General features: G+C 70.7%; 22 protein-coding genes and 1 pseudogene. 10 read left to right on the top strand and 13 right to left on the bottom strand.

The window, feature by feature from the left end:
• Positions 1-143: 143 nt before the first annotated feature.
• The 4 genes from ACFWU3_RS34740 to ACFWU3_RS34755 all read right to left on the bottom strand — a co-directional run bounded on the left by ACFWU3_RS34740 (position 144) and on the right by ACFWU3_RS34755 (position 4,230).
• Entirely contained in the window at positions 144-1,319 is a 1,176-nt protein-coding gene (locus tag ACFWU3_RS34740) for a thioester reductase domain-containing protein (protein ID WP_384445364.1), read from the bottom strand.
• A gap of 62 nt (positions 1,320-1,381) precedes the next feature.
• A complete protein-coding gene (locus ACFWU3_RS34745; RefSeq protein ID WP_384445366.1) occupies positions 1,382-2,626 on the bottom strand; it encodes an aspartate aminotransferase family protein in 1,245 nt (414 codons plus the stop codon).
• Positions 2,627-2,637: 11 nt separating this feature from the next.
• Complete coding sequence (locus tag ACFWU3_RS34750) at positions 2,638-3,057, bottom strand: type II toxin-antitoxin system RatA family toxin (RefSeq protein WP_384445367.1); 420 nt, start codon at positions 3,055-3,057, stop codon at positions 2,638-2,640.
• Positions 3,058-3,318: 261 nt separating this feature from the next.
• On the bottom strand, positions 3,319-4,230 hold the full coding sequence (locus ACFWU3_RS34755) for a BTAD domain-containing putative transcriptional regulator (RefSeq protein ID WP_384445369.1): 912 nt from the start codon (positions 4,228-4,230) through the stop codon (positions 3,319-3,321).
• 338 nt (positions 4,231-4,568) lie between these two features.
• Here ACFWU3_RS34755 and ACFWU3_RS34760 point away from each other — a divergent pair, with 338 nt between their 5' ends.
• The 3 genes from ACFWU3_RS34760 to ACFWU3_RS34770 are packed head-to-tail and all read left to right on the top strand — an operon-like array spanning position 4,569 to position 6,670.
• Entirely contained in the window at positions 4,569-5,708 is a 1,140-nt protein-coding gene (locus ACFWU3_RS34760) for an FAD-dependent oxidoreductase (RefSeq protein ID WP_384445371.1), read from the top strand.
• Between the two features lie 50 nt (positions 5,709-5,758).
• Positions 5,759-6,121 (top strand): antibiotic biosynthesis monooxygenase family protein, encoded by a 363-nt coding sequence (locus tag ACFWU3_RS34765; protein ID WP_384445373.1) that lies wholly within the window; start codon positions 5,759-5,761, stop codon positions 6,119-6,121.
• Positions 6,122-6,175: 54 nt separating this feature from the next.
• Positions 6,176-6,670, top strand: a complete 495-nt coding sequence (locus ACFWU3_RS34770) for a GNAT family N-acetyltransferase (protein ID WP_384445375.1) — start codon at positions 6,176-6,178, stop codon at positions 6,668-6,670.
• Between the two features lie 36 nt (positions 6,671-6,706).
• Here ACFWU3_RS34770 and ACFWU3_RS34775 read toward each other — a convergent pair whose 3' ends face one another.
• Positions 6,707-8,755 carry an MFS transporter gene (locus ACFWU3_RS34775; protein WP_384445377.1) on the bottom strand — a complete coding sequence of 683 codons (2,049 nt, stop codon included), beginning with the start codon at positions 8,753-8,755 and terminating at the stop codon, positions 6,707-6,709.
• 234 nt (positions 8,756-8,989) lie between these two features.
• On the opposite strand from ACFWU3_RS34775, the gene ACFWU3_RS34780 reads away from it, so the two are divergent.
• Complete coding sequence (locus ACFWU3_RS34780) at positions 8,990-9,658, top strand: HAD-IA family hydrolase (RefSeq protein WP_384445379.1); 669 nt, start codon at positions 8,990-8,992, stop codon at positions 9,656-9,658.
• A gap of 268 nt (positions 9,659-9,926) precedes the next feature.
• Here ACFWU3_RS34780 and ACFWU3_RS34785 read toward each other — a convergent pair whose 3' ends face one another.
• Complete coding sequence (locus tag ACFWU3_RS34785; protein ID WP_384445380.1) at positions 9,927-10,667, bottom strand: ABC transporter permease; 741 nt, start codon at positions 10,665-10,667, stop codon at positions 9,927-9,929.
• A 165-nt stretch (positions 10,668-10,832) separates the two neighbouring features.
• Here ACFWU3_RS34785 and ACFWU3_RS34790 point away from each other — a divergent pair, with 165 nt between their 5' ends.
• From ACFWU3_RS34790 to ACFWU3_RS34810, 5 genes are all read left to right on the top strand, one after another.
• The gene (locus ACFWU3_RS34790) at positions 10,833-11,486 is read left to right on the top strand and encodes an HNH endonuclease family protein (protein ID WP_384445382.1); all 654 of its coding nucleotides are present in this window, start codon (positions 10,833-10,835) and stop codon (positions 11,484-11,486) included.
• 91 nt (positions 11,487-11,577) lie between these two features.
• The gene (locus ACFWU3_RS34795; RefSeq protein WP_384445383.1) at positions 11,578-13,260 is read left to right on the top strand and encodes an alkaline phosphatase D family protein; all 1,683 of its coding nucleotides are present in this window, start codon (positions 11,578-11,580) and stop codon (positions 13,258-13,260) included.
• A gap of 95 nt (positions 13,261-13,355) precedes the next feature.
• Entirely contained in the window at positions 13,356-15,305 is a 1,950-nt protein-coding gene (locus tag ACFWU3_RS34800; RefSeq protein ID WP_384445385.1) for an FAD/NAD(P)-binding protein, read from the top strand.
• Positions 15,306-15,362: 57 nt separating this feature from the next.
• Positions 15,363-15,815: a DoxX family protein gene (locus ACFWU3_RS34805; protein WP_384445386.1), complete on the top strand. Its 453-nt coding sequence runs from the start codon at positions 15,363-15,365 to the stop codon at positions 15,813-15,815.
• 392 nt (positions 15,816-16,207) lie between these two features.
• Positions 16,208-16,861, top strand: coding sequence for a DedA family protein (locus ACFWU3_RS34810; protein ID WP_384445388.1), 654 nt, complete (start codon positions 16,208-16,210; stop codon positions 16,859-16,861).
• Here the strand turns inward: ACFWU3_RS34810 and ACFWU3_RS34815 are convergent.
• The 6 genes and pseudogenes from ACFWU3_RS34815 to ACFWU3_RS34840 all read right to left on the bottom strand — a co-directional run bounded on the left by ACFWU3_RS34815 (position 16,818) and on the right by ACFWU3_RS34840 (position 20,804).
• Positions 16,818-17,081, bottom strand: a complete 264-nt coding sequence (locus ACFWU3_RS34815) for a DUF2277 domain-containing protein (RefSeq protein ID WP_384445390.1) — start codon at positions 17,079-17,081, stop codon at positions 16,818-16,820. The genes ACFWU3_RS34810 and ACFWU3_RS34815 overlap by 44 nt on opposite strands.
• 48 nt (positions 17,082-17,129) lie before the next feature.
• On the bottom strand, positions 17,130-17,576 hold the full coding sequence (locus ACFWU3_RS34820) for a protein-tyrosine phosphatase family protein (protein ID WP_384445392.1): 447 nt from the start codon (positions 17,574-17,576) through the stop codon (positions 17,130-17,132).
• Between the two features lie 109 nt (positions 17,577-17,685).
• Positions 17,686-17,910, bottom strand: a pseudogene (locus ACFWU3_RS34825) (DUF664 domain-containing protein); the annotation flags it as partial.
• Between the two features lie 108 nt (positions 17,911-18,018).
• Positions 18,019-18,420 (bottom strand): DUF4234 domain-containing protein, encoded by a 402-nt coding sequence (locus tag ACFWU3_RS34830; RefSeq protein WP_384445394.1) that lies wholly within the window; start codon positions 18,418-18,420, stop codon positions 18,019-18,021.
• Positions 18,421-18,561: 141 nt separating this feature from the next.
• Positions 18,562-19,821: a S1 RNA-binding domain-containing protein gene (locus ACFWU3_RS34835; RefSeq protein WP_384445396.1), complete on the bottom strand. Its 1,260-nt coding sequence runs from the start codon at positions 19,819-19,821 to the stop codon at positions 18,562-18,564.
• A 128-nt stretch (positions 19,822-19,949) separates the two neighbouring features.
• The gene (locus ACFWU3_RS34840; protein WP_384445398.1) at positions 19,950-20,804 is read right to left on the bottom strand and encodes a helix-turn-helix domain-containing protein; all 855 of its coding nucleotides are present in this window, start codon (positions 20,802-20,804) and stop codon (positions 19,950-19,952) included.
• Between the two features lie 188 nt (positions 20,805-20,992).
• On the opposite strand from ACFWU3_RS34840, the gene ACFWU3_RS34845 reads away from it, so the two are divergent.
• Positions 20,993-21,916 (top strand): alpha/beta hydrolase, encoded by a 924-nt coding sequence (locus ACFWU3_RS34845; protein WP_384445400.1) that lies wholly within the window; start codon positions 20,993-20,995, stop codon positions 21,914-21,916.
• Positions 21,917-22,047: 131 nt separating this feature from the next.
• Here the strand turns inward: ACFWU3_RS34845 and ACFWU3_RS34850 are convergent, their stop codons facing one another.
• Complete coding sequence (locus ACFWU3_RS34850) at positions 22,048-22,968, bottom strand: alpha/beta hydrolase (RefSeq protein WP_384445402.1); 921 nt, start codon at positions 22,966-22,968, stop codon at positions 22,048-22,050.
• Positions 22,969-23,474: the final 506 nt, after the last annotated feature.

Genomic DNA, 23,474 nt, shown 5'->3' on the forward strand with positions numbered 1-23,474 from the left:
GTTATTTTTTTTATACTCCCCCGCCCCCCCGGGCGTCCTGCGGCACCCCCCGGGGGTCGTGCCCGCGCCCACCGGGGCTAAACGGCGGGGCCCCGCGAGGAATTCCTCGCGGGCCACCGCCTTTTGTCCGGGCTGTCAGCCCGTCACGCCATCGGGTCCGGCAGCACACCGTGCCGGACGAAGTACGAGACGTAGGAGGCGAACACCTTCTCGTCGATGTCCGGGCAGGTGACCCCCGAGCCGCTGAGGAAATCACGCGTCGCGGCGTCCGAGAATTCGGCGACCTCGAACTTCTCCAGGTCCACGAGCATGCGCATCAGCGGGAACATGGAGTTGTTGACGTCGGCGGAAACGGCCTTCATCCACCGCAGGATGCTGACTTCCTTCAGCTCGTACCCGACGCCGCGGACGAGTTCGAGAATGGCGCCGGAATCCAGCGAGCCGGAGCTCACCTCGTGGAACGTCCGGCCGAGGGAACGCGGGTCGCGGGAAACGGCGACCATCGCGGAACTCACGTAGTCGACCGGCACCATGTTCATGTCGAGGCCGAACTTCCGCGGATAGACGCCCGCCTGCACGGACCCCTTGATGAACCGCCAGACGAAGTCGTTCGGCTGGCACGCGCCGCTGCGCGTGTCGCCCCACACCTGGCCCGGACGGTGAATGGTCAGGGGCACACCCCTGCGGCCGGCCTCCCGCACCAGCTGTTCGGCCACCCACTTGCTCTTGGTGTAGCCGAGCGCGAGTGTCTCGGGCGGACCGGTGACGTCGTTCTCCGTACGCGGTCCCAGGGCGGCCCGGGGCTCGAAGACACCGATGGTCGACACGTGGTGCAGCGTGGCCTCGGCGGCGCACGCCAGCCGGAGGATCTCGTGGGTGGCGTCGATCGTCGACTTCCGCAGCCACTTGTAGAGGGTGAGGAAGTTGACCTTGGCGGCGGAGTGGTAGATCGCGCCGATGCGCCCGGCCAGTTCCGCGTACTCCTTCTCGGGCACTCCGAGGCGGGGCCGCGTCACGTCGCCGGTGACCACCCGGACGCGGCCGAGGTCGACCTCGTCGAGCACCTCGTAGGTGCCGAGGGTGGCCTTCAGCCGCTCCAGTCCGGCCTCGGCGTCGGCGGCCCGCACCAGGCAGTGCACGGTCAGGCCGCGCGCCAGCAGTTCCTTCAGCAGGAACGCCCCGAGGAACCCGGTCGCGCCGGTGAGGAACACCTCGGAAATCGTGCTCGGGTCCTTCGCGGCGAAGCCGGTGATGTCGTCGGCCAGCACGACATCCTGCGCGAACTCGTCGGTGACTCCTGATTGCGTGGGCGAAGTCATCAGCTCTCTTTGTTCCTTCCCCGGGACCTGGTCTCCGGTTCGGTGCGGCGGCCAGGGCAGGCCTAGGAGGAGGCCGCCGCCTGGGCTATCGCTCCGCTGAGCAGCGACAGGGCCTCTTTGACGTCCTCGTCCGTCGCGACGATCGGCGGCAGGAGCCGTACCGTCGTCGGACGGCTGATGCAGGGGGACACGACCAGCCCGCTCTGGGCGAGGCCGGCCAGCACGTTGCCGGAGACCTCGGCCGTGGTGAAGTCGATGCCCCACAGCAGGCCGCGGCCCCGGGTCTCGACCACCACGTCGCCGTGCTCGTCCCGGATCTCCGCCAGCCCGGCGGCCATCGCCGCGGCGATGCGCTCGCCGTCGGCCGCGTGCTCCTCGATGGTGGCGAGGGCCGTGGGGATCACACCGGTGCCCAGCGGGTGGCCGCTGAAGGTGGCGGTGTGCAGCATCGGGTCGGAGAGCAGGGGTGCGAAGAGCCGGTCGTTGCCGACGGCGGCCGACACCGGCACGACACCGCCGCCGAGCGGCTTGCCGAGCAGGAGGGCGTCCACCGGCAGCCCGGCCTCCAGCGCGACCGACTTGGCTCCGCAGCGCCTCAGGCCCACCTGGATCTCGTCGGAGATGACGAAGGCCCCGTGCTCCTGCGCGTCGCGGCACCAGCTCGCGAGGACTTCCTCGTCCAGCAGCCGGACACCGTTCTCGGCCTGCACGGGCTCGAAGACGAGCGCGGCGACGTCCTGTTCGGCGATGACACGCGCCAGGGCCCGGGGGTCGTCCGGGTCGATGTGCACGACGCCGTGCAGCAGGGGTTCGAGGCCCGCGCGGAACCGCTCGTTGTGTGTCAGGGAGAGCGCGCCGAGGGTCTTTCCGTGGAAGGCGCCCTCGACGGCGACGACCGTGGTGCGGCCGGTGGCCATCCGGGCGAGCTTCAGTGAGACCTCGACGGCGTCGGCGCCGCCGCACCCGAAGTAGACCCGGTTCAGGGCTCCTGAGAAGTACTCGGTCAGCTTCTCGGCGGCCAGCGGGGCCACCGCGCTCTGGACCGTCCTGGTCGACGCGGGCATGACGTCCAGCTGGGCGCGGACCGCGTCCAGGACCGCCGGGTTGCGGTGCCCGAGCAGGGCGACCGCGTACGAGCCGAAGTCCAGGACCGACCGGCCGTCCGAGAGCGTCACCCGGCAGCCGTCGGACGATGCCTCGACAGCGCCCTGCCCGCTGAACTTGCCGGCCACCGAAAGAGCGGGCGAGAAGTGCCGCTTCACGCGCCGGAACGTTGCCTTCGCATCGACCGGGCCAAGGTCACTCATGACTGATCCTCCTACGAGCTCTGCTCGACGATGCCCTGCTGATAGCCCTCGAGCGCCTTGGCCACAGCGGGATGAATCATTTCGGCGACCATCGGCAGACCGATGTCGAACTCCACCTTCAATTCGAGGCCGACCCCTTCGGCGTCCTCGACGATCTGCCAATATCCCTCGTAGTTCGCGAGATCACCGTCGGTCTGGCGGAATTCCACCCGCCGCCGGTCGCCGTCGATGACGTCCTCCTGGTCCCATTCCATTTCGGAACCCTTGAGTTCGACCACCCAGCTGCTGGTACGGCGGTCGCCGTCCTCCTCGGTGATCTCGACCTCGTTGACCCCCTCCATGTACGAAGGGAATGCCTCGATGTCGAGCAGTACCTTCCACAGGTGGTCGGGTGTTCCGGCGCCCCGGTGGGTGGTATGCAGTACGGCCATGGAAATCTCCTCTCAGAATTCGCAATTCCGCTCATCGGCGATTCGCAGTTTAGGTGGGCGGACCACCCGTTCCGGGCGCCGAATGGGCACATCTGACAGACAATTGACAGGCTGACAACCGGCAGGGCGAACGGACCGGCGGAACCGGTCCGCCGGTCACCGCGCGGGTCGAACGCAAGGTCACCGCGCCGGGTCGCACACGAGATCACCGCGCCCCGATCGCACGCCGGAGCACCGGTCGCGCGCCGTATCGCCGTTCGGTCAGGCGGAATCCCTTCGCTGTCCCGAACCGCCCTCGACGAGGGCCATGAGCCGGTCCAGTTCCGAACGCAGCGAGTGCTGTTCCGACGTCAGCTGGTCCACCCGGCGGCGCAGCCGCAGCAGTTCGAGGTCGCTGCCCCCGCCCTCCCGGTAGTGCTCGGTGTCGGCGGCGCTGTCCTCGCCCACCGGGTGCTCGCCGACTCCGTGCCCCTGCCAGCGGTGACCCGCGTCGTGGATCTGGCGTACGGACAGGCCCCGTACGGCCACCGGTCCGGCAGCGGTCTCGGGAGCGCGGCGCCTGCGCACGGTGTCCCGCACCGCCCGCGCCTCTCCCTGCCGGCCGCAGCGCTGGAGGGACAGGACCAGCTGGTCGCGGAAGCGTTCGCGCAGCGGGTGGGCGACGACCAGTTCCTCGAGCTGGCCGACCACCTGACGGTGGTGGCCGATGCGGATCGAGGCGTCGCAGAGGTCTTCCAGGGCGAGCAGACGCTCCTCCTCCAGCCGGGCGGCGACGCCCGCGCACAGGGGACCGTGGGACCCGCCGTCCAGCGCCGGGCCGCGCCACAGCCTGAGCGCCTTGCGCAGCAGGGCGGCGGCGGCGTGCGGATCGGTCTCCAACTGCCGCTGGGCACGTGCCGCCTGGAGCCGGAACTGCACACTGTCGAGTTCGTCGGGGCGCGCCTGCAACAGATAGCCGGAGCCGCGCGCGACGAGACGGGGGGTGTTCGCCCGGGCGGGCTCGACCTCGATCAGCTGCTGGCGCAGTCGGGAGACGTGCGCCTGGAGGGCGTTGATCGCCTTGTCCGGGGCGTTGCGGCCCCACAACTCGTTGATCAGCGCTTCCGTGGGAACGGCAGACCCCAGTCGGACCAGCAGCACCCCGAGGAGCACGCGCTGCTTGGGACTGTTCAACTGGACGCTCCGCTGCCTGACGTCGTCATAGATCTCAGGGGGCCCCAGTACACGGAACTGCATCACAACCTCCACCCGTCGTCGCGGCCTGCACCGCGCGGCAGTGTCGAGGTCACCACGGACAGGGGTCCCGCTTCGTGAGTACTCAGGTACTCAAACCCCCGTCGCCGATCGGCGGTCGGCGCGCCCGCGCTCCGGATCCTCGGCGGCTCCGCGGACCTCCGGCGGCCGAAAGGTGAGTGGCCGAAGCAAGGTGAGTACCGGTTACTCAGGCTCGCGCGGAAAGGGCGTGGTGGGCTGCACCCAGGGACCGTGACGACAGGGCAGGTGCAGGTGACATGACTCAGTGGGATGCGGATGCGGCGGTCGTGGGACTCGGCGCCTGGGGCGCCTCGGCGCTGTGGAGACTGGCCGGCCGGGGGGTCGACGTCATCGGCTTCGACCGGTTCACCCCGGGCCGCGCGCCCGGATCGTCGTACGGCCCGGGGATGTTCCGGTTGTGCTGCTCCGAGAACCCGGCGCTCGTACCGCTCGCGCGGCGTTCGCACGCATTGTGGTCGGAGCTCGAGAAGTCCTCGCGGGAGCGGCTGTTCGTGCCCTCCGGCGGTCTGCTGGTGGGCCCGGAGGACGGACTGGTGGCGGGCGGCGCCCTGCGCGCCGCGCGCGAGCACGACATCGATGTCCGGACCTTCACGGCGCGTGCGCTGCGCTTCCAGTACCCGCGCCACACCGGCGTGCCCGACCACCACATCGGCGTGTGGGAGCCGACCGCGGGACTGCTGCGGGCCGAGAACGCCGTGCGCGCCGCGGTCTCCCTCGCCCGGACCGCGGGTGCCCGCGTCTTCGCGGACACCCGGATCACCTCGATCGAACCCGTCACGGGCGGCGTCCTGCTGCACACCGCCCAGCGCGGCGTGCGTGTCCGCCAGGTCGTGGTGACGGCCGGCGCCTGGCTCGCGGAGCTGGTGCCCGGTCTGCCGCTGGAGACCGTCCGGATGCCGGAGACCTGGTTCCGCCCGCTCGAGGACGACGGCAGTTTCACGCTGGAGGAGTTCCCGGCCTTCGTCCGCGAACTCGACGACGGCCGGGTGCTGCGCGGCAGCGGTTCGGAAGGCGGCCACGACGTCCGGCTGAGCCTGGAGGACCGCGAGATGACGCCCAAGCCGCTGGACCCGGACGAGATCGACCGCGGTGTGGCGTACGACGACTGGTCCGACCTGGCGCGCATGCTGCCGGCGAAGCTTCCGGGTCTGCGCCGGCTGCCGGCCAGAGTCTCGGTGCGGACGACGACCAGGGCCGCCGACGGGCAGTTCGTGCTCGGCCGGCCCGACGGGGACCCGCGCGTCGTCGTCGCCGGCGGTGGCGGCGCGTACGGCCTCCAGTACGCCACCGGCATCGGCGACGCCCTCGCCGATCTCGTCCGCGGGGTGGAGCCCGCGGTGGCGCCGGCCTTCCTCCGGCCGGACCGCCTCCGCTGAGGGAACGGCGCGGAGGTACGGTCGAGATCCCCCTATGCGAAGGATGTCCTGTGGCCAGTGTGGTGAAGATCAATGTGCTGACCGTCCCCGCCGAGCAGCGCGAAGTGCTCGAGAAGCGCTTCGCCTCCCGGGCCGGTGCGGTGGAGGGCGCGGACGGTTTCGAGTGGTTCGAGCTGCTGCGGCCGCTCGAAGGGACCGACCAGTACCTCGTGTACACGCGCTGGCGCGACGAGGCGTCGTTCCAGGCCTGGATGGAGGGCTCGATGAAGGCGGCCCACGGCGGCGGCGCGCAGGGCGGCCCTCAGGGTCAGGGCGGTCCTGAGGGTGAGGGCGGCGAGCGTCCGAAGCCCGCGGCCACCGGCTCCACGCTGTGGTCGTTCGAGGTGGTCCAGTCGGCCTCTCCCACGGCCTGAGCGCACCCGGAATTCGCTGGCCGGGGCTCCGGCACCTGCGGTACAGAGAACGTCATGACGTCCTGGACCCTGGCCCGCGAGGCCTTCGACTCACCCGACGCGACCGGCCTGCGCCGTGCCTACTACGCCGATGTGGCGAGCAGTTACTGGCAGCGGCCAGCGACCGACCGGGAGATCGACGAGGGACTGGCCGGCGACGGCGTCGAACTGCTCACCCCTCCCACGGGGACGTTCGTCGTCGGCCGGTACGGCGGCGAGGCCGCGGCCTGCGGCGGGGTGGTGCTGCTGGACGACGGGCGCGCCGAGCTCACCCGCGTCTTCGTGCGCCCGGCGTTCCGCGGCCGCAAGGGCGCCGGGATGCTGATGGAGCTGCTGGAGGACGAGGCCCGCACGCTCGGCGCCCGGCGCATGGTGCTCAACACCCGTCTCGATCTCACGACGGCGCGTGCGCTGTACGTACGCCACGGTTACGCCGAGATCCCGGCGTACTGCACCGGGCCTTACATGCAGATCTGGTACGGCAAGGAGCTGCGCGCGGCGGCTGCCTGACGGGCCCGGGCCGTTCCGCGCCTCACCCCGGCGGCCTCAGGGGGCGTGATCGCCCTTCGGCGGCGGGCTGTAGGGCCGTTCGCCGTCCGAGCCGCACAGCTCGTGGTTCAGCTCCTCGACCAGCTGCACCAGATCGGTCGGCCGCTCGGGGCCCCACCAGTCGCCGAGCAGCTCGGCCAGCGAGTCCTCACGGGCCTTGGCGAGCTGTACGGCACTCTGCAGACCCTCCTCGGTCAGCAGCAGCTGGAGCCCCTCACGACGGGCGAGGTGACGTTCCTCCAGCAGCCGGGCCGCGTCGGTGATGGTCCGCAGCGGTACGGGCGTGGCGTCGGCGAGCAGGGCCGGCTCCACCGTGCCGTGGCGGCGGATGCGCAGCAGCAGCCAACTGGCCGCGGGCGTCAGGTCGTACCCCGCCTTCGCGGTGATCTTCTCGTAGATGTGCCGCCGTCCCTCGCGCGAGCCGAGGACCGACAGCGCACGGGCGGCCTCTTCGAGGGAGGAGCGCTCCACCGGGTTCGACGCGACCGTCTGGCTGGGGTCGGGCGCGGTGACCGAGGCCCGCAGCGGATCCTCCTTGAGGAACCAGGCGACGACGAACGCGACGAGCACCACGGGCACGGCGAAGAGGAAGACGTCCGTGATGGCCGTGGAGTACGCGTGGAGCACCGAAGGACGCAGCGCGGGCGGCAGTTCGCCGATGGCACGGGGATCGGCGGCCAGCTCCGAAGGTCCCGCGCCCGACGGCAGCGTCTTTCCGGCGAGCGCCTCGGTGAGCATGCTCGCCAGCCGGCTGTTGAAGATCGTCCCGAAGATGGCGACGCCGAACGACGCGCCGATGGAGCGGAAGAAGGTCGCACCCGAGGTGGCGACGCCGAGGTCCGCGTAAGTGACCGAGTTCTGCACGACCAGCACGAGCACCTGCATCACCAGGCCGAGCCCGGCCCCGAAGACGAAGAAGTACGCGCTCATCTCCCAGGTCGAACTGGTCTCCGTGAGCCGGTGGAGCAGCACCAGGCCGAGCGCGGTGATCCCGGTGCCGGCGATCGGGAAGACCTTCCAGCGGCCCGTACGGCTGACGATCTGGCCGGACGCGGTGGAGGTGAGCAGCATGCCCAGGACCATCGGCAGCAGATGCACCCCGGAGAGGGTCGGACTGACGCCCTGGACGACCTGGAGGAACGTCGGCAGGAAGGTCATCGCGCCGAACATCGCGAACCCGACGACGAAGCTGATGATCGCGACGAGGGTGAAGGTGCGGATGTGGAAGAGCTTCAGCGGGATCACGGGTTCGGCCGCCCGCCGTTCGACCCGCACGAAGACGTAGAGCAGCAGCAGCCCGACCACCGCGAGGACGATGATCTGGGCCGAGGCCCAGGGCCAGGTCGTGCCGCCGAGCGAGGCGACGAGGATGAGACAGGTGGCGACGGCCGCGATGAGCAGGGTGCCGAGGTAGTCGATCGTGTGTTGGGTGGAGCGCGCGGGGATGTGCAGGACGGCGGCGATGACGAGCAGCGCGACGATGCCGATGGGCAGGTTGATGTAGAAGACCCAGCGCCAGGTGAGGTGTTCGGTGAAGAATCCGCCGAGCAGGGGGCCGAGGATGCTCGTCGCGCCGAAGACACCACCGAAGAGGCCCTGGTACTTGCCGCGTTCCCGGGGGGAGACGATGTCCCCCACGATCGCCATGGACAGCACGATCAGCCCGCCGCCCCCGAGGCCCTGGAGGGCGCGGAAGCCGATGAGCTGCGGCATGTTCTGCGCGATGCCGCACAGCGCGGAGCCGATCAGGAAGATGACGATCGCGGCCTGGAAGAGCTTTTTGCGGCCGTACTGGTCGCCGAGCTTGCCCCACAGCGGGGTGGCGGCGGTCGAGGCCAGCAGATACGCGGTGACCACCCAGGACAGATGGTCCAGCCCGCCGAGTTCGCTGGCGATGGTCGGCAGTGCGGTGGAGACGATGGTCTGGTCGAGCGCGGCGAGCAGCATGCCGAACAGCAGCGCTCCGATGGCGACCATGACGCTCCGCCGGTTCTGCCCCTCCCCCGGGGCCGGACTCACGGCCGGGGTGCCCACTTCCTGCGCCATGCGCCCTCCTCGGTCTCCTCGGTGCCGCGCCCTCCCCCGTGTCCGCTCCCCCCACTCTCCTCCCCATCGTGGTGGTTGCGTCCCGTTATGGCCTGCCGAACCGGAACGAGTGGCGTATCCGGCCCGCTTTTTGTATCGTGAAGGAACAAAGTGGCTCCGCCCGTACTCCCTGACCGGCGGGCGGAGCCGCTTGATGTCCTCATCCCTCGCCGCCCTCCGCCCTGGAGCACGCCGATGCCGGCCAGCACGACGCCCGCCCTGACCGCCCGCGCCCTCCTGCTGGACATGGACGGCACTCTCGTCAACTCGGACGCCGTGGTGGAGCGCTGCTGGCGCCGCTGGGCCACGGAGCACGGCCTGGACCCGGACGAGGCACTCAAGGTCGTCCACGGCCGCCAGGGCTACGCCACGATGGCGGTCCTGCTGCCGGACCGGCCCATGGAGCAGAACCACGCGGACAACCGTGTGATGCTCGCCCAGGAGACGGCGGACACGGACGGCGTGATCCCGGTCCCCGGCGCCCCCGCCTTCCTCGCCGCACTGACCGGCCTCCCGCACGCCCTGGTGACCTCGGCGGACGAGCCCCTGGCCCGAGCCCGCATGACGGCGGCGGACCTCCCGATGCCCCCGGTCCGCGTCACCGCGGAACGCGTCGGCGCGAGCAAGCCGGACCCGGAGGGCTTCCTGAAGGGCGCGGCGGAACTGGGCTTCGTGGCAGCGGACTGCGTGGCCTTCGAAGACTCCGAAGCGGGCGTCGAGGCGGCCCGCGCGGCGGGCATGCGCGTGGTGGGCGTGGGCCCGAGGGCGAAGTCGCTGTCCCCGGACGTCTGGGTGGAGGACCTGCGCGGCATCACGGTGGAGTGGACGCTGAACGGGCAGATAGCACTGAGCTTCACGCCCTGAGCGCGGATTCGACCGAGGCCGGCCGGCCCGCCGGACGCACGCGGCACAATCCGCCTCGCGCCCTGACGAACATGGCGGGGCAATGACCAGCCTCGGCGGACGCACCCGGCAAGATCAGCCCCGCCGGCGATTGAGGCGCGGGGCCCGGGGCAGCGCCCCGCCACCACCCGCACCACACCCGCGCGCCCATGCTCCCCGCCACCGACGCACCGGGCCCGGCTCACGAGGTCAAGCCACCTCACACCCCGCCACCACCCGCACCGCCACCTCACTCCTCTTCACGGTGCAGCACCCCCCTCGCCACCAGCTCCAGCAGCACCGCCACCGCCACCGCCTGCACCGCCATCAGTCCGACCAGCACGAACAACTGCACCGCGCCCGCCAGCAGCGGTGACGCCCCGCCGAGCAGCATGCCCACGAACGCGCCCGGGAGCGTGACCAGCCCCACCGTCCGCGTCTGATCCAGCCCCGGCAGCAGCGCGTCCGACGCGGCCGGGCGGGCCACCTCGAGCCGGGCGTCGCGGTCCAGCAGCCCGAGCGCCATCCCCGCCTCCACCTCGCCGCGCCGCAGGCTGAGCTCGTCCAGCGCGCGCCGCCCGCTGAGCACGGTCACGGTGAGCGCCCCGCCGATGAGAATCCCCGTCACGGGGATCAGCGCGATGCCCTTGACCGGCACCAGCCCGGTGAGCAGCAGCGCGGCGACGACGGGAAAGACACCCGCGGCGATCGGGAGTGCGGCCCACCACCAGGTCCGGTTGGCCGTGATACGCCGCCCGGCGGTCCGTACGGCGACGGCGTACATCAGCAGCACGAAGGCGAACAGCAGCGGCAGCGACCGGACGACCCAGCCGATGACCAGGGACACGGCGGCGAGTTGGACCGCCGCCCGTACCCCCGCGACCGCGATCTCCCGGGCGCGGCCGAGATGGGCGACGGCCGCGACCGTCGCCGCCACGGCGAGCAGTACGGCCAGAACCGCCCCGAATGTGACGTTCACCGGCAGCAGCACCCGCCAACCCTACGCCGCCGACGGTCATGTGCCGCTTCGTCAGAACTCTTGATGTGACGTGCCCATGTCGTCAGTCTGTAACCCGGCGCCCACCCCACGGCAACCCCGCGCCGTCAGCATGGCCACGCCCACTGGCCAAGTGCCCCCCACGACAGAGGAGTTCGCATGTCCGGTATCTACGCGCGTCAAGGCCGCCGCATAACCGTACTCGCCGCCACCTCCGCCCTCGCCGTCACCGGCCTCCTGGCGACCGCCCCCGCCGCCCAGGCCGCCCCGCCCACTCCGGTCAGCGCCGCCACCGCACGCACCTACCTCGGCCAGCTCACGGTGCGGGCGGAAGGTTCCTCCAGCGGCTACAGCCGCGATCTGTTCCCGCACTGGAGCACCCAGTCGGGCGCCTGCAACACCCGTGAGGTCGTCCTGAAGCGCGACGGCAAGAACGTCGTACAGGACTCCAGCTGTGCCGCCACCAGCGGCAGCTGGTACTCGGAGTACGACGGCGCCACCTGGTCCGCCGCCGCCGACGTCGACATCGACCACATCGTTCCGCTCGCCGAGGCCTGGCGCTCCGGCGCGAACAGCTGGACCACGTCCCGCCGTGGCTCGTTCGCCAACGACCTCACCCGTCCGCAGCTGATCGCCGTCACCGACAACGTCAACCAGTCCAAGGGCGACCAGGACCCCGCCGAGTGGATGCCCTCGCGCACCGCGTACCGCTGCACGTACGCCCGCATGTGGGTGCAGGTGAAGCAGTACTACTCCATGAGCGTCGACTCCGCCGAGAAGAGCGCGCTGCAGTCCGTGCTGAACGGCTGCTGACCAGCGGCTGACCGTCCGGCGCGGATACGCGCCGGAACCTGTCCTTACCCCTCCGTCGTTCCGTACGGTACGGGGCGACGGAGGAGGACACATGGCAGGGCTGCGTTTGGGACCGTTGCTGCGGTTCGTCGACTGGGAGGCGGGCGGCACGGCGACCGTCTGGGTCGAGGCCGACCGGGCATGCACGGCAGAGGTCCGTTGCGCGGACGGCGCCGGCGGCTCCGCTCCCACGTTCCGGGTCGCCGACCACTTCTATGCCCTGGTGCTGGTGACCGGCCTCACCCCGGGCACGACCACGGAGTACGAGGTACTGCTCGACGGCGACCGCGTCTGGCCGCTGGAGCACTCGGCCTTCCCGCCGAGCACCATCACCAGCCCCGAGGCCGGCTCCACGGCCGTGACCGTCTCCTTCGGCTCCTGCCGCTGGGCGGCCCCGGCGGCCGAGGACCACGACCCGGTGGGCCCCGACGCCCTCGACACCCTGGCGTCCCGGCTGGCCACCGCCCCGGCCTCCGAGCGCCCCGACGTCCTGCTGCTCCTCGGTGACCAGGTGTACGCGGACGAGACCTCCGAGAGCACCAGGGAGTGGCTGGCGAAGCGGCGCGATCTCGACCAGCCGCCCGGCGCCGAGGTCACGGACTACGAGGAGTACACGCACCTCTACGACGAGTCCTGGCTCGACCCCGATGTGCGCTGGCTGCTGTCCACCGTCCCGAGCTGCATGATCTTCGACGACCACGACCTGATCGACGACTGGAACACCAGCGCCGCCTGGGTGTCCGACATGCGCGCCACCGACTGGTGGCAGAAGCGCGTCACCAGCGGCCTGATGTCGTACTGGGTCTATCAGCACCTCGGCAATCTCACGCCCGCCGAGCTGGAGACCGACGAGACGTACGCGGCCGTGCGCTCCTCGCCCGACGGCACCGAGGAGCTGCGGGCCTTCGCCACGAAGGCGGACCTCGATCCGGCCTGCGTGCGCTGGAGTTACCGCCGCGACTTCGGCCGGACCAGACTGCTGATGGTCGACAGCCGCGCCGCCCGCGTCCTGGAGGAGAAGAGCCGCGCGATGCTGGACCCGGGCGAGGCCGGCTGGGTGCGGGAACAGGCGCTGGACCGCAAGGGTTCGTACGACCATCTCCTCGTCGGCACCTCGCTGCCGTGGCTGCTGCCTCCGCTGATCCACGACGCCGAGAGCTGGAACGCGGCGCTGTGCCGCGGCGAGCGGGGCGAGCGCTGGGCGCGGCTCGGCGAGAAGCTGCGCCGTGCGGCCGACCTGGAGCACTGGGCGGCCTTCCCCGACTCCTTCGAGGAGCTGGCCCGGCTGTTCGCCGAGACCGGCACGGGCGAGGGCGCACCGGCCACGGTCTGCGTGCTCTCCGGCGATGTGCATCATGCCTACGTCGCCGAACCCGACTGGCGGGGCAAGCCCGGCCCGGACGCCCATGTGGTGCAGCTGACCTGTTCACCCGTGCACAACTCCGTGCCCCGGTCCATGAGGTTCGGATTCCGCTTCGGCTGGAGCCGGTTGGGGCGACGGCTCGGTCACGCGCTGGCACGCCACGGCCGGACGGGCCGTCCGCCGGTCCACTGGGACCGTACGGGCGGACCGTGGTTCGGCAATCAGCTGATGACGCTGCACCTGCGTGGCCGGGCGGCCCATCTGCGCCTGGACCAGGCCCAGATGGGCGACGGCGGGGTGGGTGCGCGGCTGGTGACGGTCGACGAACGCGAGCTGACCACGGCCCGTGACCCTTCCCACAGCACAGGGTGATCCTTCCCCCAGGGGTTCGACTCACGGCGGACCCCCGGCATGATGTGGCGGACGCTCCGCTTCCGAGCGCGCCTCAATGCCGGGGAGTTTCCGCTTTGTCCGACGTACGCGACGTATGGTCCACCGCTTCGCCCCCTCGTGCCCTCGTCGGTGCCCACGCCGTCGCGATCGTCGGCGCGGGCCCCCGCGGCACGTCGGTACTGGAGAGACTCTGCGCCTCGGTCCCGGAACTGAGGCCGGGGACACCGCTGACCGTCCATCTCGTCGACCCCGCGCCCCCGGGCGCCGGGCGCGTCTGGCGCACGGACCAGCCGGCGGAACTCCTGATGAACACGGTCGCCTCCCAGGTGACCGTGTTCACGGACGCCAGCGTCGGCTGCGAGGGCCCGATACGCCCGGGGCCGAGCCTCTTCGAGTGGGCGGCCGCCCACACCGACGAGGATCTCGGCCCCGACGACTACCCCACGCGCGCCTGTTACGGCCGCTATCTGGAGTGGGCGTTCCGGCGCGCGGTCGCGGGCGCACCGGAGTCCGTGACGGTCCGGGTGCACCGGGCGCGCGCGGTGGCACTGGCGGACGACCGGCACAGCGACGAGCCGGACCCGCCGCAGACCCTGGCCCTGGACGACGGCACGACGCTCACCGGACTGAGCGCGGTGGTGCTCGCACAGGGCCATCTGCCGGTCGTCGGCCGTCAGACGCAGGCGCATCTCGCCGAGTACGCCTCCCGGCATCCGCACCTGCGCTACGTCGGACCCGCCAACCCGGCGGACATCGACCTCTCCGGCATCGAGCCCGGCGAACGGGTGCTGCTGCGCGGCCTCGGCCTCAACTTCTTCGACCACATGGCCCTGTTGACGACCGGCCGGGGCGGCGCGTTCGTCCGCGACACCTCCGGAACGCTCGTCTACCGGGCCTCCGGCCGCGAGCCGCGGCTGTACGCGGGATCACGGCGCGGAGTGCCGTACCAGGCACGCGGAGACAACGCCAAGGGCCCTTCCGGCCGTCATGAACCGCTCGTCCTCACGGCCGAGGTGATCGCCGCCTTCCGCGACCGCGCGGCCGCGGGCAGTCCGCCGGACTTCCTCACCGAGATATGGCCGCTGGTGGCCAAGGAGGTGGAGACGGTCCACTACGAGGCGCTGCTCGACGCGGCCCCCGGCTTCCGGACCCGTTTCCTCGCCGCGCCGCACGGGAGTGCCGAAGAGGCCGCCGTACTGGACGAGTTCGGCGTCCCGGCCACCGGCCGCTGGTCGTGGGAGCGGCTGTCCCGCCCGTACGCGGGCGAACGGTTCGGCTCTCCGCGCGAGCACCGCACCTGGCTGCTGGCCCATCTGCGGCAGGACGCGGAGCAGGCGGCCCTCGGCAACGTGGCCGGTCCGGTGAAGGCCGCGCTCGACGTCCTGCGGGATCTGCGCAACGAACTGCGCCTGATCGTGGACCACGCGGGCCTCTCCGGCACCTCCCGCCGCGATCATCTGGACCGCTGGTACACGCCGTTGAACGCCTTTCTCTCCATCGGACCGCCGCGCCGGCGCATCGAGGAGATGACCGCTCTCGTGGAGGCGGGCGTGCTGGAGGTGATCGGCCCGCGGACGGCCATGAGCACGGCGGACGGGCGCTTCACGGCGCACTCCCCCGACGTCCCGGGCTCGGCGGTGACGGCGACGACACTCATCGAGGCGCGGCTCCCGGAGCCCGATCTCCGGCGCACGTGCGACGCGTTGCTGAGCCGGCTGATGATGACGGGCCAGTGCCGGCCGCACGCGGTCGACGGCTACGAGACGGGCGGACTGGACGTCACCCGGCGTCCGTACCGCCTGGTGGACCGACGGGGACGGGCGCACCCGAGGCGTTTCGCCATCGGTGTGCCGACGGAGGGCGTGCACTGGGTGACGGCGGCCGGTGCGCGCCCCGGAGTGGACTCGGTGACGCTCGCCGACGCGGACGCCGTGGCGCGGGCCGCGTTGCGCACGTTGCCCCTACGTGAAGTTCGCGTGAGAAACGACGTTCGGCCGAATGTTGAACTTGCAAGCATTGATTAGGTCCACCTAACTTGTAGGCGAGCTCCACCTCTCGTCCCCCACACCGCAGGAGTCCCCATGGCCAACACCCAGTTGACCTCCCGGCTGAACCAGTACCAGCCCTACGCCCTCGGCCTGTTCCGCATCGTCGTGGGCCTGCTCTTCGCCTGCCACGGCGCCAACACGCTCTTCGGCGTCATAACCGACGGCGAGACGATCGCGGCCGGCAGCTGGCCGAAGGGACCCGCCGCGGTGATCGAGCTGGTCGGCGGCACCCTGGTGCTCCTCGGGATCGGAACCCGCAGCGCGGCGTTCCTCTGCTCCGGCGCGATGGCGTACGCGTACTTCTCGGTGCACCAGCCCGAGGGGCTCTTCCCCCTGGAGAACAGCGGTGGCGAGCCGGTGCTGTTCTGCTGGGCCTTCCTGCTCCTGATCTTCACCGGACCGGGCGCGCTGGCGGCGGACAGGCTGTTCACGGCGCGCGGCACGAACCGCAGCGAGGGCGAGCAGCGGACCACGGTCTCCGCCTGATCCCCGCGCACACCGCCGAGCGCCCGCGTCCGCACGAAGGGGACGCGGGCGCTCAGGCGTGCGGAGGCGATCCGCAGCAAGGGGGCACGCCCCGCCGAACCCCGGCAGGAACGGAGGCGGGGCCCTTCCGTGTCCGGCCGGGCTCCGAGCCACCCCGGCAGGAGCGGAGGCGAGGGCTCCGGGCCACCCCGGCAGGAACGGAGGCGGAGGGTCCGCCGAACCCCGGCAGGAGCGGCGTAATTCCCCATTCCGGGCAGACGTGATGATCACAACATCAGTACCCCCCAAGCGATCTCGGGGTGACCGTCAGGCGTACGCTGTACAGCTGTTACTGCCGCCCCTGCCGCTCCCCTGCGACGTCGCGGCGTTGTTCACGAAACCGGGGAGTCAAGGTGCTCGAGAGCATGGGGTCGCTGACCGGCAGCCCATGGATTTATGCCGTGGTGGCCGTGTCCGTCCTCCTCGACGTCTTCCTGCCCGTCCTGCCGAGCGGTGTCCTGGTGATCACCGCGGCGACCGCCGCGGCCGCCGGAACCACCGCGACCGCCACGTCCGTGGCGCACGCGGCCGGCCAGGTCCCCCGCGAGGTCCCCTCGCTGCTCGTCCTGGTCCTGTGCGCGGCCACCGCCTCCGTGCTCGGTGACCTCGTCGCCTACCGCCTGGCCTGGCGCGGCGGCGACCGCTTCGACCGCGCGATCGCCAAGTCCCGCCGCCTGACCAGTGCGCAGGCGAGGCTCGGTTCGGCCCTGAGCCGTGGCGGCGGCACGCTCGTCGTGATCGCCCGGTTCGCCCCGGCCGGCCGCTCGGTCGTCTCCCTGGGCGCGGGCGCGGCCCACCGCAAGGTGAAGGAGTTCCTGCCCTGGTCGGCGCTGGCGGGCGTGGCCTGGGCCGGCTACAGCGTCGGCCTCGGCTACTTCGGTGGCCAGTGGCTCGGCGCGACCTGGGTCGGCGCGGCCGTGTCCGTGTTCGCGCTGGCGGGCGCGGGGGCACTGGCGGCCTACGTCATGCGGCGTCCGACGCAGTCGCCTGCGCCTGAGACCGCTTAGCGGCGCCTCCGCCCCCGCGGATCTCGAGCCCGTCGAGCAGTCGGCCGGTCGCCTCCGCGATCTCCTCGACGGCTCGGTCGAACACCTCCTGGTTGTGCGCGGCGGGTGCCCGGAAGCCGGACACCTTCCGCACGTACTGCAGGGCGGCGGCGCGGATGTCGTCCTCGGTGGCCTCTTCGGGGAGGACGGGCGGACGGAGAGTCTTGATGCTGCGGCACATGTGTCCCAGTGTGCCTCGCGGGTCCGACAGCGGCCACGCCGCTCATGATCAGTCCCCGGTGTGCGGACCGGTGAAGCGCCGGACGTAGCGCCGCTGCCAGGGTGTCTCCACGGCGTGGGAGTCGTAGTGCTGCCGCACATGGCGCACGGCGTCCTCGGCGGGCACCCCGTCGAGGACGGCGAGACAGGCGAGCGCGGTCCCGGTCCGCCCCCGCCCACCACCACAGGCGATCTCCACCCGCTCCCGCGCGGCCCGCTCCCACGCGTCCCGCAGCACCTCGCGGGCGGCGCCGCGATCACTGGGCAACCGGAAGTCGGGCCACTTCAACCATGTGAAGTCCCAGTCGACTTGGGCCGGCGGCTTCCCGAGCAGATACACCCCGAAGTCGGGAACATCCCCGCCGGGCAGCCCGTTCCGCAGCCCGCGCCCCCGCACACACCGACCGGAGGGAAGCCTCAGCACGCCGGCATCGGTGGGATTCCAGGTCTCGATCACGCACTCAACGTACGTGCCGCGGGGCGGGAGCGGGGGCGATCCGGTCGAGTACCGGGAGGACGAAGGGTCCGACCACCGCGTACACAAGGCGCGCCTACTCGCCCGCCTGCTCGCCGGCCCTGTCCGCGAAGGTGTCGGCGGCGCGCTGGATGCCGGCGACGTAGTCGCGCCACCACGCCTCGTCACCGATCTCCTTGACGAGCCCGAGCAGATTGGTCCCGGTGGGCGTGAGGGGCCGCCGCAGGTCGTACTCGCCCAGCCCCTCCAACTTCCCCGCCAGCCCGGCCCTGGCGGCCTTCAGCTTGCGGTGCAGCTCCTGCTTGAGATCGACCATGCTCGCCCCTGTTGCCGACGCCGGACTGTGCGGGGCGCCAGGCTCACGAGATCCGGGCGGAACGAGGCCTGGGTGGCGGCGCCTTGCCCGTGATGTGAGGCCACAGGATCAGGCGGCAAGGGAGACCTGCTCGCCCTCCACCGGATTCCCGTAGTGGGCCCAGATCTGGTTCAGCTCGTGCTGGTAGTAGAGCGAGTGCAGACCGGCAATGATCCCGAGGATGACTCCGATCCACGGATTGCAGGTGGGCTGCAGCCCGGCCGACGTCTGCATGCGGGCAATGCGCAGTCCGGTGTTGTAGACCGACACGAAGGGCGGAACGATCACCAGCCACCCGACAGTGACGGCCAGCACGGACAGCATCGGATCGACCTCGATCCGCTCGTCGAAGTCGCGGGCCTCGCGGTTCACCTTGTAGTACCAGACCAAGTGGTAGATACCGAGGGTGATCAGCGGCCACACCAGCCACACGAGGAAGATGTTGCGGGGTTTGCCGGCTCGACCTGACACGACGCACCTCCTGTTCGTCCAGTGCATCACGGGGAACGGGAACGCGCGCGCTCTGCACATGGGCGGCGGAGGCGCACATCGGATGGCCAGAGGGTGGGGCGGGGACGAGGCCGAGTGACCTGACCTGCGGGCCGACCGTCGTCAGGCAGATGCCCCCGGCCGGCTGGGTTCGTCCTGGTTCCCCTTCAAGCACACAGCGACGCGTTCGCGGACCATGTCGACCTCCACGATCTCGACAATCACCTCCTCACCGACGTCGACCATCTCCCCCAGGTGCTGAGCCGCACGCTGTCCCGGGAGTTCGGGGACGGTCATCACCCCCTCGAAACCGTTGAGGTCGACGAGCGCCTCGGCCTCGCCGATCGACGTCACCATGCCCGAGCAGATCTGACCGCGCCGCAACGCCTTGATCGCGGCCCACCGAATGTCGCTCGGTGTCGGGTCGGTCCGCCAGCGCGCTCGCAGCACACCGTCGTCATCAGGCAGCACGGAAGTGAACAGCGGGTGGCGCCCGTCGACGGTGATCGGCAGCACCGCTGCTGCGGTGGCGCCGTCGAGGAGCGCGGCCAGTTCCTCGTACGCGTCCTCGTCCGCGAAGACGCTGGTGATCCGCCCGGCCTCGTCCTCCCGGACGAGTTCGATCAGGCCCTCCTCCGGGAAGGCGTCGCGTACGGCGTCGAGGTCCGTGGACAGGTCCGGCCACACGGTCAACCGCGCCCGAGGCACGAGCCGGGCGCGGACCTCGTCAAGATTCGCCTGGGTGATGCGATGCCATCGGGAGACGTTGCCGGTTCCCTCCTCCAGGAGGCCTGCTTCACCTGTGGCGACGCACCAGGCCACCCGTGCCCAGAAGACATCGTCGGCGGGACGCTGCTCACCGGGCTCCTCGTCGAACGACGCATCGTAGGGAGACACATCAAGCCGCTCGGCGAACAGACCGAGTTCATGGGCGTGGGTCACCGCACGAGCGCAGGGCCCGGTGCTGCCGACGTAGACGTACTGGTCCCATCCCACGTGGACGAAGAAGCGCCCCTCCACTTCGAGACGGCACCATGCACCGTCGTCGCGCAGCATGGCCCGGAGCAGTTCCGACGCCACCGCGAGGGAAACCTGAGCCCCGTCGTGAAATCCGGTCAGATCGGGCGCGAAGTGACCGGCCAGGCCGTACCCGTCGATCGGGGGCTCCAGCCCGAAGTGGACGGGTACGGAGATCAATGGCTCGCGTATGGCCAGGTACTGAACCGCGCTGTCCTCGGCGAAGGCAGCAACGGCCGCCAGGTAGGCGGCTTCGACGCTCCCGTGGTCGCTCCCCGTGTCCTCGGAGCCGGTGTAGTACCCGTGCTCATCGCGATCAGCCGGATCGTACTTGGTGACTCGGTAGACGTAGGGCAGCACGTTCACTGCCCCGCGACGGGAACATCAAGGGGCATACGGACTCCTTCGCCGGAACCGAACTGACTGAGCGGCCCGGTGAGTCTGTCACCGGGCCGCCTTCCGCAACCACGGGTTACCGTCGGCCCCTCCCACGGTCACCGCGTCGCCTCCGCCCCCCTCCACGAAGCGAGGAACCGCAAGCCCTCCTCCGACGACGAGCCGGGCGCCGCCGTCATCACCATCAGTTGCTGATCCGGGTCGGTCGTGCAGCCGAGAATCTCCCAGTCGAGCGTCAGCGCACCGATCACCGGGTGATCGAGGGCCTTGGTCCCGCACTCCTTGTGCGCGACATCGTGCGCCGCCCACCAGGTGCGGAAATCGGGGTCCTTCACCGACAGCTCACCCACGAGCGCGGCGAGGCGGGGGTCATCCGGATACTGCATCGCATCCATTCTGAGATATGCCACGCAGGTGCGCGCCGTGCTTTCCCAGTCGGCGAAAAGGCGACGGACATTCGGGTCGAGAAATGCGAGGCGCAGATAGTTCCGCTCGGGCTGGGGAAGCGCGGAGAAATCCGTGATGAGGGCAGCGGCGAGCGAATTCCACGCCAGCACGTCCATGTGCCGGCCGAGGACAAGGGCGGGAGCTTCGGAAAGCAGGTCCAGCAGCCGCTGCAACTGCGGACGGACACGCTGCGCGGGCCGCCTCGGGGCTCGGCCCCCGCGCTTCGTCGCCAGCCCGCGGAGGTACACGGTCTGGTCCTCGTTCAGCCGCAGCGCCCGGGCCAGGGCAGCCACGACCGGCTCCGAGGCCTTGAGCCGCCCCTGCTCCACCCGCGTGTAGTAGTCGGTACTGATGGCGGCCAGCTGGGCCACCTCTTCCCGGCGCAGTCCAGGCACTCGCCTCAGTGCTCCGGAGTCGGGCAGTCCGACATCGGCGGGCGTGAGTTCGGCCCGCCGGGTTCTGAGGAATTCGCCGAGCTCGTTGCGCTGCGCGTCTGCGGTACCCATGCCTTCCAGTGTCGCAGCCGACGGCCTGTCCGTGAGGGGGAGAAATCTTTCCCAGGAACGATCGTTCCTGGGAAAAAGGCCACTCTTGTTCCTCTCCTGGCCCCGTGTGACCGTGAATGACGTGACCGGCCGTACGGGCCTCATCCATGACACACACGAAACCTGCGAATCAGGAAAGAGAAACACCCATGCTTCCCATCGATGTGGAATTCCAGAGCAATGGGCTGGCCATTGCCGGACACCTCTACCTCCCCGACGACCACGTAGAGGGCGACCGGCGCCCCGCTGTCGTCACCTCGCACCCCTTCGGCGGTGTGAAGGAGCAGACCGCCGGCCTGTACGCGCGGAAGCTCGCCGCGGAAGGCTTCGTCACCCTCGCCTTCGACGCCGCCTACCAGGGCGAGAGCGCGGGAGAACCGCGCGGTCTGGAGAACCCCTTCGCCCGCGCCGAGGACATCCGGAGCGCGGTGACCTTCCTCGCCACGCTCGACCAGGTCGACCCGCACCGCATCGGCGCGCTCGGCATCTGCGCCTCGGGCGGCTACGTCCCGTTCGCGGCCACGACCGACCACCGGATCAAGGCGGTGGCGACCGTCAGCGCGGCGGACATCGGCGCGCTGTTCCGTGAGGGACTGGGCGGCGGACAGGACGAGCAGGTCCTTCAGGACATGCTCGCGGCCGCCGCGGAAGCCCGTACCGCCGAGGTCACGGAGGGCACCTTCCGGCTCGACCCGGTCGTCCCGGAGACCCCGGAAGAGGCTGCCGGCTGGCCGACCCTCTACCAGGAGGGCCAGGACTACTACCGCACGCCCCGGGCCCAGCACCCCAACTCCCCCAACCGGTACCTGTTCCGCAGCGTCGACCAGATCGCCCAGTACTCCTCCTTCGACATGGTCGACCTGATCTCTCCTCGTCCCCTGCTGATGATCGCGGGCACCGAGGCGGACACCGCGTACTTCAGCAGGCAGGCGATCGGGAGGGCCCGCGAGCCCAAGGAACTGTTCTGGGTGGAGGGGGCGACGCACATCGACCTCTACGACCGGGACGCGTACGTGCCGACGGCGGTCGCGAAGCTGACCGGCTTCTTCAAGGAGAACCTCGCGGCGGCCTGATCCCCCGGTCCGGCACGGCCGACGGTGGCGGTCTCGGGTACCGCCCCGAACGAGGGTTCCGTCGACCGGCGACGGAACCCTCGTCGCGTACCGGCGGAATGCTCGCGGTCGCGGCGGGACAGATCAGGTCGTCAGGCCTTGGTGAGCTGCTGCGTGAAGAAGTCGGTCAGTTTCGCGACGGCGGTGGGCACGTACTCCTCCTTGTCGTAGAGGTCGATGTGCGTGGCGCCGTCGATCCAGAAGAGTTCCTTCGGCTCCCCGGCCTTCCCGATGGCCTCCCGGCTGAAGTAGGCCGTGTCCGCTTCGGTCCCGGCGATCATGAGGAGCGGACGCGGGGAGATGAGGTGGATCAGGTCGTACGAGGAGTACTGGGCGATCTGGTCGACACTGCGGAAGACCCAGCGGTTGGGCGAGTTGGGGTGCTGGGCCCGGGGGGTGCGGTAGTAGTCGCTGCCCTCGCGGTACAGCGTGGGCGCGTCCTTCGCCTCCTCCGGCGTGTTGGGGACGATGGGCTCCAGATGGGGCTCCTTGCCCAGGGCCTCATTGGTGCGGTCCTCGCCGGCCTGGTCGAGCATGCCGCGGATGACGTCCTCGCTCTGACCGCCGCCGAGACCCTCACGAAACAGCCCGCCCATGTCGGCGGCACTGACGGTGGCCACGGCCTTGATGCGGTGCTCGGTCTGGGCCGCGTAGGGGACGTAGCCGCCCGAAGCACAGATGCCCAGCGCACCGATGCGCCCGGGATCGACCTCATCACAGACGGACAGGAACGTCACGGCGCTCTTGATGTCCTCGGCGCGGGCGAACGGGTTCTCCAGGAAGCGCGGTTCGCCCTCGCTCTCGCCCTGGTAGCTCGCGTCGAACGCGAGGCTCACGAACCCCTGGTCGGCGAGCCGTTGGGCGTAGAGGCCGGCGGTCTGTTCCTTGACGCCGCCGTAGGGGTGCGAGACGACGACGGCGGGCCGGCGCTCCGATTCGGCGTAGTCGTCAGGTGTGTAGAGGTTCCCCGCGAGCATGAGGTTGTTGCTGGGGAACTGCACTGCGGTCTTCATTGCGTCTCCTGCACTGACGGTGAGGGACGAGACCCGGCCCGCTGTACGGAGCGGACCCGAGGGTCCCCGGTAGCTCTGGAGGTGCAGATCCAGTCTTTTAGGCCATACCATCCCCAACCCTCACATGCCACTCCGGACGGCGCAAACGTGGCGGGGACCCGCCGCGGTCCGGGGCTCCCGGGCCTTCTCGCGGGACCCGTCGCCCCAGGTCGTGGCCCCGCCCATGCGACGTAGCATGGCAGGAGGGCGCCGCCGCGGACCGCACGGCGACGGGCACCAGGGCACCAGGGCACCAGGGCACCAGGGCACCAGGGCACCAGGGCACCAGGGCACCAGGGCACCAGGGCAATGATCACCGGCTGACCAGCCGCCGGGCTTGCCGCCGGGTCGTGACGAGCGACGACAGGAAGACCCATGACCGCCTCGTACGAAACCATCGACACCAGCGTGGACGGCAACGTCCTGACCGCCGCCTTCAACGCGCCGCCGATGAACCTCATCGGTCC

This window comes from Streptomyces sp. NPDC058685 (assembly GCF_042714725.1).
Classification (GTDB): domain Bacteria; phylum Actinomycetota; class Actinomycetes; order Streptomycetales; family Streptomycetaceae; genus Streptomyces.